The sequence below is a fragment of the Nostoc sp. genome (genome assembly GCF_036917815.1).
Classification (GTDB): domain Bacteria; phylum Cyanobacteriota; class Cyanobacteriia; order Cyanobacteriales; family Nostocaceae; genus Nostoc.
This window is the reverse complement of sequence record NZ_JBALEK010000060.1, coordinates 96944-111933: the sequence shown is the minus strand read 5'-3', so window position 1 is coordinate 111933 and position 14990 is coordinate 96944. Positions and strand designations below refer to the sequence as shown.

10 protein-coding genes are annotated in these 14990 nt (G+C 44.7%); 2 read left to right on the top strand and 8 right to left on the bottom strand.

All coding sequences use genetic code 11. The features are described from left to right. The first annotated feature begins 31 nt into the window (after positions 1 to 31). Entirely contained in the window at positions 32 to 325 is a 294-nt protein-coding gene (locus V7K97_RS18180) for a hypothetical protein (protein ID WP_334802407.1), read from the top strand. A 187-nt stretch (positions 326 to 512) separates the two neighbouring features. Here V7K97_RS18180 and V7K97_RS18175 read toward each other — a convergent pair whose 3' ends face one another. From V7K97_RS18175 to gcvT, 7 genes are all read right to left on the bottom strand, one after another. Beyond that, complete coding sequence (locus tag V7K97_RS18175) at positions 513 to 686, bottom strand: nicotinate phosphoribosyltransferase (RefSeq protein ID WP_292793489.1); 174 nt, start codon at positions 684 to 686, stop codon at positions 513 to 515. A 285-nt stretch (positions 687 to 971) separates the two neighbouring features. After that, a complete protein-coding gene (locus tag V7K97_RS18170) occupies positions 972 to 2825 on the bottom strand; it encodes a beta strand repeat-containing protein (RefSeq protein ID WP_334802406.1) in 1854 nt (617 codons plus the stop codon). Positions 2826 to 3264: 439 nt separating this feature from the next. Continuing rightward, a complete protein-coding gene (locus tag V7K97_RS18165; RefSeq protein WP_334802405.1) occupies positions 3265 to 5394 on the bottom strand; it encodes an alkaline phosphatase family protein in 2130 nt (709 codons plus the stop codon). Between the two features lie 579 nt (positions 5395 to 5973). Further along, the gene (locus tag V7K97_RS18160) at positions 5974 to 7563 is read right to left on the bottom strand and encodes a glycoside hydrolase family 57 protein (RefSeq protein ID WP_334802404.1); all 1590 of its coding nucleotides are present in this window, start codon (positions 7561 to 7563) and stop codon (positions 5974 to 5976) included. A 756-nt stretch (positions 7564 to 8319) separates the two neighbouring features. Continuing rightward, on the bottom strand, positions 8320 to 11286 hold the full coding sequence (gene gcvP, locus V7K97_RS18155) for an aminomethyl-transferring glycine dehydrogenase (protein WP_334802403.1): 2967 nt from the start codon (positions 11284 to 11286) through the stop codon (positions 8320 to 8322). 254 nt (positions 11287 to 11540) lie between these two features. Beyond that, positions 11541 to 11930: a glycine cleavage system protein GcvH gene (gene gcvH / locus V7K97_RS18150; protein WP_334802402.1), complete on the bottom strand. Its 390-nt coding sequence runs from the start codon at positions 11928 to 11930 to the stop codon at positions 11541 to 11543. Between the two features lie 125 nt (positions 11931 to 12055). After that, positions 12056 to 13192 carry a glycine cleavage system aminomethyltransferase GcvT gene (gene gcvT, locus V7K97_RS18145; RefSeq protein WP_334802401.1) on the bottom strand — a complete coding sequence of 379 codons (1137 nt, stop codon included), beginning with the start codon at positions 13190 to 13192 and terminating at the stop codon, positions 12056 to 12058. Between the two features lie 234 nt (positions 13193 to 13426). Between gcvT and V7K97_RS18140 the strand changes: the two genes are divergently transcribed. Beyond that, positions 13427 to 13924 (top strand): pentapeptide repeat-containing protein, encoded by a 498-nt coding sequence (locus tag V7K97_RS18140; protein ID WP_334802400.1) that lies wholly within the window; start codon positions 13427 to 13429, stop codon positions 13922 to 13924. 155 nt (positions 13925 to 14079) lie between these two features. Here the strand turns inward: V7K97_RS18140 and V7K97_RS18135 are convergent, their stop codons facing one another. Then, positions 14080 to 14727 carry a type I restriction endonuclease gene (locus V7K97_RS18135; protein WP_334802399.1) on the bottom strand — a complete coding sequence of 216 codons (648 nt, stop codon included), beginning with the start codon at positions 14725 to 14727 and terminating at the stop codon, positions 14080 to 14082. Positions 14728 to 14990: the final 263 nt, after the last annotated feature.

Below are 14990 nucleotides of genomic sequence, written 5' to 3'. Positions count from 1 at the left end.
TGGTTAATAGCACTGAGCCGACCCCCAAAATATGATGTCAAATTGGAGTAATTGTAAAGCAATCACCTCCGGCATCATCAGCGCGATTGCCCCTTCATTCAAGCGATCGCCCCAATCAAGCGAGGAAAAGAGAGTGATCGCTATAAAGTGGGCGGGTACGCCATATCACCTTTACTATTTATTTTCTAGTACATTACTAGCCAGTTGTGGCGTTCGCGCAGCGTCTCCAAGAGTTGCGATGACCGAGCGCTGTGAATTGGCTGCTCTTGTTCTTCTACAGCGTTGGATCAACAACTGGCGATTTGTGGCTGTTTTGTTCTGTTGATATCTCATTTAAACGGCAATTCAGAGACTTGTTATGCCAAATTGCCAGAACCTTTGAACATAGCGCCGTCACTTCAAATTGTTCACAAGTTGAAAACCAATAGAAGCGATCGCCGCCGGCAAGCAATGCGATCGCCCGCTCAGATTGTTGGGCAACAAGGTGAGCTTACTTAATTGGTATTAACAGATTAATGATGTTTGTGTTTCCCGTGATGCTTACCCTCTTTCCAAGGTTCGCCAGAAAAAGGTTGTACGCCAACTGCTGGATAGCTGTCATGATTAGGACTGAATACTTCAAGTGCAGCTTCAGTCACATATCCCAACGTTTGTTCTAAACTAGAAATACCAAATTTAATAGACATTTCACGAAATCCTTTACGCGAGATATGCTTATTTAAGCAAGCCATTATGTCAGTCACTAGAGAAAAAAGTCATGACTATAACCAGGAGTTTAGTCACGGTTATAGTTGTGACTTAGAGACGGACAAAAAATCAAAAAAAGCGACACCGATAGCGCAGCGGTAGCGTAGCGGTAGCGTAGCGGTAGCGAGTCCACCAGCGTCCGCAGGAGCGTCGCAGCCCGTCGTAGACATCGCTCTCCCGATTCAAGCGAGGAAAACATTAATATCGTTTTAAACTCTCACGAATCAACCTTTGGTGATGAATTTACCTACGAGATTATCAAGCTTGATAAACTGATTTGAATCCGCTTCGGGTGTGTCAAAGTTACCAGCGATGGTGCTGTAATCTACTGTGGCAGTGCCATCACTAAAGTTGTAAATACCACCACCATCGCCAGACTCTTCTCCACCAGAACTGAGTTCGATCCCGAAAGCTTTATTCTGCCTAATAATGCTGTTGCCAACCGTTAGGGTGCCATCATTGTAGATGCCACCGCCAAAGTGTGCCTGATTGCCACTAATGGTGCTGTAGTTCAGTGTGAGGCTGCCTAATTGAGTATATGTAACAGTGCCAGAATAGTCGCCAGAGTCATCGGCATTATTGTAGATGCCACCGCCGGCAGTAAGTGCCGTATTGTCAGTTATACTGCTATAACTTATGGTAACGATGCCAAATTGATTGTCGCTACCGTCCCCATTAGAACTAGAGTTGTAGATGCCGCCACCATAATCGCTGGCATAGTTATTACTGATAGTGCTGTTAGTAATCGATAGAGTACCATTATTGTAGATACCACCTCCAGTGGTTGCCCGATTGTGACTAATAGTGCTATTTGTTACCGTGAGTTTAGAGATATCTATATACCCTGGCTGATGATACCCTGGATAATAAATGCCAACATCGTATATACCACCGCCCTCGCCGCTTGTCGAATTACCAATAATAGTGCTTTTACTCACCGTTATAGTGCCATCGTTATAAATGCCGCCCCCATGTTCGCTGGCATAGTTATTACTGATGATGCTGTTATTCACCGTTATAGTGTCATAGCTGTAAATGCCGCCACCGTCGTGTTGTGCCCAATTGCCACTGATGGTGCTATTATCCACCGTTATAGTGCCATAGCTGTAAATGCCGCCACCGTCATATTGTGCCGAATTGTCACTGATGCGGCTGTTACTCACGTTTATACTACCACCGCCGTAAATTCCGCCGCCAACGCCGCCGCCGACGTTAGCGATGTATTCTGCTAAATTACCAGTGATGATGCTATTATTCACCGATAGGATGCTATTCCCATCATTGTAGATCCCGCCGCCGTACCATTGTGATAAATTGCCACTGATGCGGCTGTTATTTACGGTTATAGTGCCATAGCTGTAAATTCCGCCGCCATACCATTGTGATGAATTATCACTGATGGTGCTGTCGTTCAGTGTGAGACTGCCACTGTTGTAAATACCACCGCCTTGAGCGTCATAATAAATTGATGAATTATCAGTGATGGTGCTGTGGTTCAGTGTGAGACTGCCACTGTTGTAAATACCACCGCCAGCGACAATAACTGCATTAGAAGAATCACCATCATATAGTGGTACCGTGTCAGCAGCAATAGTCGAATTGTTACTTATGATACTGTAATTCAGTGTGAGACTACCACTGTTTAAAATGCCACCGCCCTCACCAATGCTAAGTCCGTGGAGGGTTGCGTTACTCTTTACAGTGTTGCCAGTGATGATGCTATTGCTCAAGTCAAGGACACCTTCATTGGAGATCGCACCACCACCTCCGGCGCTATTGTAGCTATTGGTAATAGTCAGCCCATTGATTGCAGATGTTACACCACTGCTAATATCAAAAACACGGTCAGCACTATCATCCTTAATTGTTAGTAAGCTGGCATTTGTGCCTTCAATGGTCAGGTTATCTGTGATACTCAGACTACTACCAGTCAAACTAATGGTATGAGCCAAACCATCAGTAAAGAGTCCACCAAAATTGATAATGTCTTTTCCTGTCAGGGCATTGGCATCTAGAACTGCCTGCCTTAGTGAACCTGCACCACTGTTGTTAGTATTAGTGACGGTAAATGTAGACATTCAGATGACTCCTATTTTTTTCTCGTTGTATAAAAATTGATATCAAGAATCATGCTGATATTACTACGAATCTGCAAGCATTTTTTCTACTGCTACCATCTGTGAAACGTCAAAGCCAATTTCAGTCAATCGCAGAGATATGTTGTTCCCACAATCGCGCCAGATTGGAGCCAATTTTTGTGGCAGGTTTATCAAGGAAATGTGGGAGCGGTGGGGGCAACCGTTTAGTTAAAAAAAGTAATGAGGTTATTCCACCTTCTCTGCTAAATAACAGTAAACATACTTTAGTTACTCATAAGTCTTAGTTAAATACCTATATGGGCATGATGCGAACGCTCTTTTTTCCTCTTTGAATTGGGAGCGGTCAAGCTACTGAATAGTAGTTTGACTCCGCATCCCAGGCGGTGGAGAAGTCAGCACTCCGAGAATAACGAAGTAGTTACTTTCTAATCTTGAGAGCTTTTCCCTGAACAGTTGGGGCAGAGGGAACACCTAGTAAACTGTTGATAGTGGGGGCTATATCGATATTGTGAATTGTGCCGATATTGCCACGGCGCTTGATGTCGGGGCCTGCGGCATAGAAAATGGCACTGAGATTAGGTATTTTGGGATCGTAGCCATGCGCCCCATAGAAGTTAGGCACGGAAAAAACTGAATTATCCGCGTCGCCTAAACGAGTTACAGCCGGAGTTTGTCTTCCGTCAAAGTTATATCCTTCACCCATGATTGCAAAGACATCACCAGTATCTTGACCAACAAATTCACTTGTACCCAGTCCAAAACTTGGGTCGTTTAAATTAGTTGGTAGGGGACGAGGGTATATCTGATCAAAAACTGCCTTTTTTTGTCGTCCAAGGACATAGTTAGGATTGGTGTCTACTAATTCTCGCAAAGCTGTGATGATTTGTTGTTGTAGAGTTACATATTCAGCACGAGTCACAACGCCGTTGGGTTCACGCCCTTGAAGATTGATATATATGTTGGCGGCTGGACCTGATGTCACAGCACGGACTCTAGTTAAGTCAAAACCTCTACTTCTGAGGTAGTTATTAAGGTTAACTTCTGTATGGAAGGCAGAAAAACCGTGGTCGGAAACAACTATGATGTTACTATTAGGTTGACCTTGACGATTTGTACCTACTGCGTTCATGATGCGTTCTACAGCATTATCAGCAGCCCGGTAAGCTGTCTGTACATAGCTTCTATATCGAGTGACTTTGGCTTGATCTTGTCCTACGCCAATAGAGGATGGATTTGTGGGGTCACTGGGCTGGCGAGAATCACTTAAGAGAAACTGGTGTTCCGATCCATCTGGTTGTTCAATATAAACCATAACTAAGTCGGCATCAGGGTTTTGGTTGATTGCTCTCAATGCCAGTCGAGTTTGATAGTCTACAAACAGTTTAACTTGGTCTTCATAAATAGCTTCTAGCTCCCTGTCGGGGAAAGTTGTAAATCCAGGGCTGAGGCGTTCTGGAATCCGAAAATCAGCCTGGGGTGCCCAGAAGCCTACGTTCTTGAGAATGTCATCAACACTAGTTTGTGCTGCCGGATTTTGAGGAATCGCGTTAGCAGAATAACGGGCAATCCGCACGATGTTCAGGTCAGGGGCAAGATTGCTGACGTAAAATGCTGCTCCTGCCTGCTTGGAACTACCTGACAAGTAAAATAGACTAGAACGGCGATCGCACGCTCTAACATAGGCAGGGCCAGTTGCAGGTAAACTAAAAGGCCCGACTGGAATACCAATTTGAGCATCAAAGAAGACTAACGTATCATAGTTGGTCTTGCGATCGTTACTTGTATCTAATGCCGCAACTTGGATATCATAGCTAACGCCACCAACAGTAAAGCGATCGTTTAAAGCAGCTTGCTGAATCGGGCTATAGGAAACTCTTCCGGCATTATTGAGTTGACTAACTATTTGGCTAGAAGCCGCACTAAAATTTGCGGCGGTTAAACTAAAACCACTCGCACCTACCCCAGCAAAAGCACCAAAAGGAACTGTGTACGATACAGTTCTTCTGTTAGCAGGTTGAATAATTGGGCTATTGGCTAAACCCGGTACTCGTACATCAACTCCATCTGCACCGGGAAAGGTAGCGGCCACAACTTTCTTCCCATTTTGCTGGAGTCCAACCCACACAGGTTCAGCAGTAGGTTGTAAACTGGCAGCAGCCCCAAAAGTTGAATAACCACCGATGGGAGCGCCAAAACCACTGATATTAGAAGTAAAGGGACTAGCAACCAAGTGGAATGTGTTACTGTTAATGTCATTGCGAGCTGCGGTTGAACCTGTACCAATTGCTATATGACAAGCCGCAGTTAGGGATGCACTACAAGTAATGTTTCGCTCTGCGTAAACTCCTTCCCTTTTCAGAAGTCCCAATCCCTGTCTTCGACTCAGCACACCTTTTTTAAGATACTGTTCCACAAAATCTGGTGTTGCGCCATCCAGGGAAATCAAAATCACTTTCGGGTGTGGTGTACTTGATACGGTTTTAGCCACTATGGAATGTACAGTTAAGCTGAAGAAAAAAGTCACAAGCACCACAATGGATAGGTGCATAAGTAACTTATGTCTCAAAGTCTGCCATAGCCACTCAAATGCTTTGTTTATTCCATTGAATTTTAAATATCTGCTCACTTGTCCTCCCTAAGTAAAACGCCATAACTTGATTAAGATGATTAATCCTCAATTTATTCAAGGTATCTTAACGAAAGACTATGAAAATCTTAAGTAAAGGAGTACGGTACACGCCTAGAGGATGGCTTTTTCATCATTCCACCTCTTGAACAGTGCTTGGTAGAATTATTACCAATCGCTTTTTGGCTGTGCCGACAACAAAATACGCCCACTTCTGGCTGACATAAGAACGTGATGTGTAGTCAAATTCAATTCAGCATTTATAGGGTTTGCCGAACCAAAAAAATTGCAGTTTTCTACACCTTAGGGACTTCCAAGAAATAAATTATCCAAATAAACGAACCACAGAGGCGCAGAGAACACAGAGAGAGGAGAAATAGAGAGGGTTTTTGGGTCAGTTTTGGGACATTTTTTTATTTGGAAGTCCCTTAGAAACTTATCTCATATTGACCAGCTAATCAGCTCAGGAGCAGGATAAGGTGGGCATTGCCCACCCTACTACTACAACGGACGGTAGACGCGATAATTGATTTCGGGGAAGATATTATCCATTAACTCGACTTTTTCTAACCAACCACTGTCAACTTTGCCGATTTTAACGTCTTCATAGAGCTTATTAAACCGCATTAGGTGCGATCGCGTCCGTCTAACCGCATAGGGTACCATTGTTCCCGTCCGCATAATAAATGCCCAGTCAGAAGATTGTGCTAATAACAATTCCCGCGCCGCTTGGTTCAAGGCTTTCACCCCCAATTCATCCTCCGGTTCCAGGTGCGAAATTTCAATCATTCGTTCAGCAGCTTTGTGCAAATGCGGATAAATCCACGCATTTGTTTCATTCAACCAATACTCGTGGAAACCCTTAAAACCCCAACTCGACTGCGAAGGACGACAGACTTGCTGAGTTCGCTGATCCCGCAAATAGTCTGCTAAATGGGTCATTTGATATGTTCCTTGGTCATACCACGACTTGCGGAATAAATAATCAATAAACCAAGGGCCTTCATACCACCAATGTCCAAATAACTCTGCGTCATAAGGCGAAACGATAATTGGCGGTCGCTGCATTAGAGCATAAAGATGCTCAGATTGCCGCTCTCGGTTATACATAAAGTTAGCAGCGTGTTCTGCTGCCTTTTCCTTAGCCCAATACGGATCATACAGCGCTTTATCTGACAGCCCTAAGCCACGCCCCGTAATTTTGTGATACTTAATACCCGTATTTTTCCGTTGACCATTGGGCATAATGTAGGGCTTGATGTACTCATATTCTGCTTCCCAGCCCAAATCTTTGTAAAATTCTCGATATTCCGCCGCCCCAGGATAGCCCACTTCCGAAGACCATACCTGTTGGGAAGATTCATGATCTCGACCAAAGACAGCAACACCTGTTTCGGTATAAATTGGGGCATAAGTGCCAAAACGCGGACGGGGACGGGCGTAAAGAATGCCATGCCCATCAGTGAGGAAGTAGCGTAACCCAGCATCAGCGAGCATCCGCTCTAAACCTTCATAATAGGCGCATTCCGGCAACCAAATGCCTCTGGGTGCTTGTCCAAAGTTTTGTTCGTAATGTTCGCAAGCTACCTGAATTTGCGCCCACACTGCTTCTGGATACATTTTCATCAACGGTAAATAGCCGTGGGTAGCGCCGCAAGTGATGATTTCCAGGTTGTTACTGTCTTGGAACTTCTTAAAAGCTGTCACCAAGTCGCCGTCGTAGCTTTCCCATAGCTGACGCGCTTCGCTAAACTCAGTAGCGTAATGTTCGGCTAAATAACGAAGATGCCCATTATTGATATTATGTTTTGCTTCTAGTTGTATAAGTTCTTCTAGTTGGGCTAAGTGTGCTTCATAGCGTTTTTGAAGCAGAGGATCGCGAAGCATCGACACTAGAGGTGGTGTCATACTCATCGTGATTTTAAAGTCGATACCGTCTCGCTTTAAGCCTTCAAATACTTTCAATAAGGGGATGTAGGTTTCTGTGATGGCTTCATAGAGCCATTCTTCCTCCAGCACGTAGTCACTTTCTGGGTGACGAACGAAGGGCAGATGTGCGTGGAGTACAAGCGCGACGTAGCCGATAGCCATAGTGATTTTTGGGGTGATACTTGTAAGTTGAAGGTCGAGAGTTTTGGCTGAAATTAACAATATTTTAAGACTTTATGGGGATCGTAAGAATAGTTTTCAATTGAGTTAAATTCAGTGCTTGTAGAGGCATAACCATGTTCATTGGTGTCAAATTAACGTAGAAGTCAGGTAAGAGAAAGCGTTCCAGAGTTGTCCTCATCCCCTAACCCCGAATCCCAACATGGATTCGGGGAACTAGAGAATTTGCTCCCCTCTCCCATTTTGGGCAGAGCAGGGTGGTTTCATCCAAAGAAAGAAAAAATTGGCATTAATTCCTCTCACCATTTCAAAATCAGCGAACGTACAGTGAGGTTCAAGGGACTGACAAGAAATAAATTATCCATCTTGTGGGGTGGGCAACATGAGCGCCCTAAATCTGGGACGGATGTGGACACCCATCCCACAAGAAAATTTGGGATGTTTTTTTATTTGTCATATCAAGTCCGGATAATTAGTTATGATTCCCACAGTCATTGCACCCCACCCCCAGCCCCTAAGAGCCGGCTCTTAGGGGAGACAAAGCACAGCTTTGGCGGGGTGGGGTTCTTCGGGTTTAGTAAGTATTCAAGCGGACATGATATCAGTCCCCAACTAGAAATATTTTTTATCTCACGGAGAAGCCCCCAGACGCAGAGAGAAAGTTTATTCTCAAGAAATCCCCCCAACTTTCTGGAAACGACAGTTGGGAGGAGCAAGTTTTAACTAAACTGTATGGTTTTATGAAGAATAAGCATCCATTGGCAGACAAGAACAAACAAAATTCCGATCGCCAAAGGCTGCATCAATGCGACCTACAGTAGGCCAGAATTTATACTCACGAGTCCAAGGTGCAGGATAGGCAGCTTGTTCACGAGAATAAGAATGATGCCATTCTCCGGTGATGAGATTTTCAGCTGTGTGGGGTGCGTTCTTCAAAACATTATCTTGGATATCAACCTTGCCAACTTCTATTTCGGCAATTTCTTGGCGAATAGAAATTAACGCATCACAGAAACGATCCAACTCTTGTTTAGATTCACTTTCTGTAGGTTCCACCATGATTGTACCCCCTACAGGCCAGGAGACAGTTGGCGCATGGAAACCGTAGTCCATCAGACGCTTGGCAACATCATCAATTTCGATCGCAGCTGATTTTTTGAGCGATCGCAAATCTAAAATACATTCATGGGCAACTAGACCATTTTTCCCCTGATACAAAACCGGATAGTACGATTCCAGTTTCTTGGCAATGTAGTTAGCGTTGAGAATCGCCACCTTAGTTGCATGGGTTAAACCATCTGTACCCATCATTGCAATGTACATCCAAGAAATCACCAAAATACTCGCACTACCCCAAGGCGCAGCAGCAACCGCACCAATATGCTGGGTACTGGAAATTTCCTCTTTCCTAGTCCCCAGTCCCCAATCCCCAGTCACTACAACAGGATGTCCCGGTAGAAACGGCACAAGATGAGATGCAACGCCAATTGGCCCCATACCAGGACCACCGCCGCCATGAGGAATACAAAAAGTTTTGTGCAGATTTAAGTGACAGACATCCGCACCAATATCTCCAGGACGGCAAATACCCACTTGGGCGTTCATATTTGCCCCATCCATGTAAACTTGTCCACCGTGACTATGAACAACAGCGCAGATTTCTTGAATTGGCTCCTCAAAGACACCGTGAGTTGAGGGATATGTTACCATCAAGGCGGCTAATTCATTACTGTGTTTTTCTGCCTTAGCCCTCAGGTCATCAACGTCAATATTACCTTGTGAATCACAGGCAACAGCCACCACCTTCATCCCACACATCACCGCACTTGCCGGATTTGTCCCGTGTGCCGAAGTGGGAATCAAACAAACATTACGGTGTGCTTCACCTCGATTTTCGTGATATTGGCGAATCACCAAGAGTCCCGTATACTCACCCTGAGAACCAGCATTTGGTTGCAGAGAAATTCCGGCAAAACCAGTAATTTCAGCTAACCATGCTTCAAGTTGCTCAAACAGGATTTGATAACCTTGCGTTTGCGACGCAGGTGCAAATGGATGAATCTTGCCAAATTCCTCCCAACTCACCGGAATCATTTCAGCAGTTGCATTCAACTTCATTGTGCAAGAACCCAAGGGAATCATCGATGTAGTTAGCGATAAATCCTTGCTTTCCAGCTTGTGCAAATATCGCAACAACTCAGTTTCTGAATGATAGCGGTTAAAGACTGGGTGAGTCAGATAGGTGCTGGCGCGGGCAAAGGTTGAGTTTTGTAGAGATGATTTGCGCCGTGCTGCAATTAAGTCGCCAATTTCTTTAAAACCGAAAAACAGACTATCAGGCGCTGCAAAAATCTCCAAAAGCTCTATTAAATCATCTGCTGTAGTTGTTTCATCTAGAGAAATACCAACAGCAGTGTCATCAAAAATTCGTAGGTTAATATTTCTTGCTTGACAAGCTTCGAGAATTACTTCCAAGCTGCGTGTTCCCAATTCCACCCGCAGTGTATCAAAGAAATGTTCAGAACTAATTTTGTAACCGAGATGCTTTAGTCCTGCTGCCAACATTAAAGTTAGCTGGTGGATATTCTCTGCAATTTGCTTCAGTCCAGCAGGCCCATGATAAACGGCGTACATACTCGCCATTACCGCCAGTAGAACCTGTGCAGTACAGATATTACTAGTAGCTTTTTCGCGGCGGATATGCTGTTCGCGGGTTTGCAACGCCAGACGTAATGCAGGCTTACCTTGGGCATCTTTTGATACACCCACAATTCGCCCTGGAACCAGCCGTTTATACTCTTCCTTCGTAGCGAAGTATGCCGCATGAGGTCCCCCAAACCCCAAGGGAATACCGAACCGTTGAGTACTACCGACAGCAATATCAGCGCCAAATTCCCCAGGAGGGGTCAGTAAAGTTAAACTTAAAGGGTCTGCTGCTACCGTCACCAATGCACCCTTAGCATGGGCTTTTTCGATAAAAGCGCGGTAGTCGTAAATGATGCCATCACTTCCAGGATATTGCAGAACAGCCCCAAAAATTGGTTGATCAAAATCAAATGTTTGATGATCGCCGACAATGATCTTAATCCCTAATGGTTTAGCGCGTGTTTGCAACACATCGATAGTTTGGGGATGGCAATCACCAGAGACAAAATAGGCATTTGCCTGATTTTTGGAGACACCATAGCTTAGGCTCATTGCTTCGGCTGCTGCTGTAGCTTCATCAAGTAACGAAGCATTGGCAATTTCCAAACCTGTGAGGTCGATAATCAGGGTTTGAAAATTTAGCAGCGCTTCTAATCGTCCTTGGGCAATTTCTGGCTGATAAGGAGTGTAGGCAGTATACCAACCGGGATTTTCCAAGATATTGCGTCCAATCACAGGTGGGGTGATGCAGTCGTAATATCCCATACCAATGTATGAGCGGAAAACCTGATTTTTGGCAGCAACTTTTTTTAACGATGCCAGTGCTGCATACTCACTTTCGGCTTCTGGTAACTTTAGTGGTTGCTTCAGCCGAATTGCCTGTGGAACTGTTTGGTCGATGAGGGCGTCCAGGCTGGGAAACCCCAAAACCTTAAGCATAAGGTGGATGTCATCGGAGTTGGGGCCAATGTGTCTTGGCACAAAACTACTTAACTTTTGACTTTTTTCGTCCAGCACTTGCTGCTCATTAGACTTAAGAATAGGGGCGTTTAATACCACAAATTACTCTCCAGATGGTAGTATTTCATATTTTGCAATAAATACTCTTAAACTGGGGGCTACTAAGTCCACCAAGTCAACAATGCTTGGTTCGTAGTGAGCGCTAAAGCGCTCAAGTCAAGGACTAAAGTCCTGACTACGAACTTATTCATCCATCAAAGTTGGTCTGGTGGACTACTGGGGACTGGGAAGATATTGTATGGGTGAACAAGAGTAATTGTTAGTTACCTCCCCCACTCCCCACTCCCTACTCCCTACTCCCCTTCTACTTGGGCGCGATACTCATCTGCTGTCAAGGCATCCTCAACTTCGCCAGGGTCATTGATACGCACTTTCAAAAACCACCCTTCCCCGTAGGGGTCTTCTGACACTTCTTCGGGAGAACTAATTAAGGCTTCATTCCGTTCTATAACTGTGCCTGTTACTGGTGAATTCAGTTCCTCAACGGCTTTCACTGATTCAATTGTGCCAAAATTTTCTCCTCTAGTCAGAGCATCGCCAATTTCTGGCAGTTCCAAAAAGACGATATCACCCAATTCATGTACGGCAAATTCAGTAATGCCAATGGTGGCAATTTCACCATCTAGTCGCACGTATTCATGAGAATCCAGGTATCTGAAATCTTGAGGATATTCAAAAGACATATCACTTCCTCTCCCTTATTAAAAAAATTATTTCCCCAATAGTCATCCAAGCCATATCTGGTAATGAACCTGACTGTAGATTGAATAACTCACAACACATTATTCCTCAAAAACCTTGGCGCCTGTTAGTTGGCGACACGATTTTTTGACCGATAAAAGGGACGTTTAACTATAACTGCTGGATAAGCTTTACCGCGAATTTCTACTTCTAGCTGCTGACCAACAGTTGCTAGCTGGGTGGGAACGTAGGCTAAGGCAAGGGGATAACCCAGTGTAGGCGACAGGGTGCCACTGGTTACTTCTCCGACAATTTTACTTGCAGATAACACTTGATAGCCGTGACGGGCAATGTTACGTCCTTGGGTTTGCAAACCGACTAATCGGCGTTGCACTCCAGCAGCTTTCTGCTGTGCTAAAACGTCCCGTCCAATAAAATCGCCTTTGGTATCTAAGTGAACTAGCCACCCCAAACCTGCTTCAAGGGGTGTGGTGGTGTCATCGATATCTTGTCCGTAAAGTGCCATCGCCGCTTCTAGCCGCAGGGTATCTCTGGCACCAAGTCCACAAGGGATAACGCCTGCGTTATGGAGACTTCGCCACAATTCTACTCCTACATCTGGATCTACCATCACCTCAAAGCCATCTTCTCCGGTGTAACCTGTGCGGGCTAGGAAGGCAGGTTTGCCTAGTAGGGTTGCTTCCAAATGTCCAAAGGCTTTGATTGGTTGTAAGTCTTCTTGCACTAATGGCTGAAGATATTTAATCGCTTTTGGCCCTTGCACGGCAATTAAGGCTTTATCTGGTGAAAGGTCTTGGAATTGCAGCTTATCCAGGTCAAGGTGTTGCAATAGCCATGCTTTATCTTTATCGGAGGTTGCCGCATTGACTATGATAAATGCCTTCTGTATACCAGTGGTGTCTTCACCTTGGTAATAAACAATGATGTCGTCAATAATTCCGGCTTGGGGATTTAACAATACGGTGTATTGTGCTTGACCGGCTTGCAAACGACTCAAGTCGGAAGGTACTAGTGGCTGGAGTTGGGAAATGAGGTTTTTACCTTGGAGGGTAAATTTTCCCATGTGGGAAATATCGAACATTCCGGCTGTATTTCTGACAGCTTCGTGTTCGCGGCTAATACCACTAAATTGCACAGGCATTTCCCAGCCGCCAAAGCTGGTAAAGCGGGCTTTGAGTTCTACACCCAGTTGATATAAAGGGGTTCGCGCCAAAGATTGGGCGTTGTCTTCTTGATTAGCCACAGATAATTATTTTGCGTAGATGCGGAGCAACTTGCCGTTAGGCATCGCACCTCAACATCTATCATCCTACGAGATGCTTTCTAATTTTACAGTCTTGTGTGTCAAATTGGGCATGGGGCATGGGGCATTGGGTATGGTTATTCTCCTTGTCTCCCATTCCCTCATCTACTTTGTCCTCTTCTGTGAGGTTTAATAGTTAATGGTGGAAGTGTTGAGATTTATTAAGAAGACATTATGAAATATTTGCAACTGTTAGCTAGCTTTGTCTTAGCTATGGTTCTTTTTTTGTTTCCCCTATCGGCACAAGCTGCAAGTTCTTCCAGTATTACCCGTTCTGTGGGGAATGATGAACTTAAGGGTAAGGATTACTCTGGTCAAAGTTTGGTTGGGACTGAGTTTACCAATCTCAAGTTAGAGAATGCTAATTTTAGCAATGCTGACTTACGTGGTGGCGTGTTTAACGGTACCTTATTGGAGGGAGTAAATCTGCATGGTGCTGATTTTAGTGAAGGTATAGCCTATCTCAGCAGGTTTAAGAATGCTGATTTAAGTGATGCTGTGTTGACTGATGCAATGATGCTGCGTTCTACTTTTGATGTCGTGGATATCACAGGTGCAGATTTTACGAATGCAATTTTAGATGGGATACAAGTGAAAAAGCTTTGTGTTAAGGCAAGTGGTGTGAATTCTAAAACTGGTGTGGATACTCGCAAGTCTTTAGGATGTAAGTAGACTCTCACCCCTTCTTCGCTGGTGGAGAGGGGGATCTAAAATGTACCTCTAGATAAAGTACGCTTGGCTTAAGCGAAACTCAACGCTCCTGGACAAGAAGCAGCCGACTGCCTTGGTTGAAGGGAGAAGAAATCTCTAAACAGGTCTAGGCAGGTTTAGGTAAGTATTTTTAAGCAGATTAACTGACCAATACCCTTGAGAATTTGCAAAACGGCGTACAATTCCTTCGCGGATGCAAACGGAGCAAAGACCCTTGACAAATCGTACTGTGGTGTATTGGTTTGCGTCACTTTGACAAATAAAATATCGTCTCCATTCGTTACCATCCCAAACACAGGTTTACTGGGGTTGGGGTTAGCTATCATATAAGCTAGAGCTTGCGGTACAGCCGACCAAACTGAGAGCGTGGTTTTTTTCGACTCCAACACCATCACCCATAACTGCTCTTGTAGCACTAAAACGTCAATCCGTCCGCGCAGTATCTCCTCGCCATCATCCACCACGACTTCCACGGATGATTCAGCCTTAATTCTGAAAGGTGGATCGTAAAATCCAGAGAGTGCAAGTATTGGTGACACCAACAACAATATAACTGTCCCTTCTAGTAAATCACCTCCAGCCCGGTGATAGAGATACCTGCGCCGCACAACATCGACAGAGGCTTTTTCCGCTTCTGTAATTTCAGACAATCCCTCATACCACTCTGGGAAAAACTGCTCGTCTTCAATACGGACAAAACCGAATCGATTTTCTGCATCTTGAAGAGTGGTAATCGCCTCTGTGATTGCTGTCGTTTGTGTCATTGCTTCTAGGTAAAAATTGGTTTACTACATTATCAAAATCAGCATATTTTTATATCCCTAATTGACGCGTAGGCGTAGCCCGTCGTAGACATCGCATTCTACTATGATCATATAGCGGTTTGCAGTTGAGTCCAATACAGACCTAACCCCCAACCCCTTCCCTACGAGGGAAGGGGAGTAAGATTCAAAGCCTCTCTCCTTGTAGGAGAGAGGTTTGGAGAGAGGTCAAAACTGTACTTCACCCAAGCGAGAACCGCTATAAA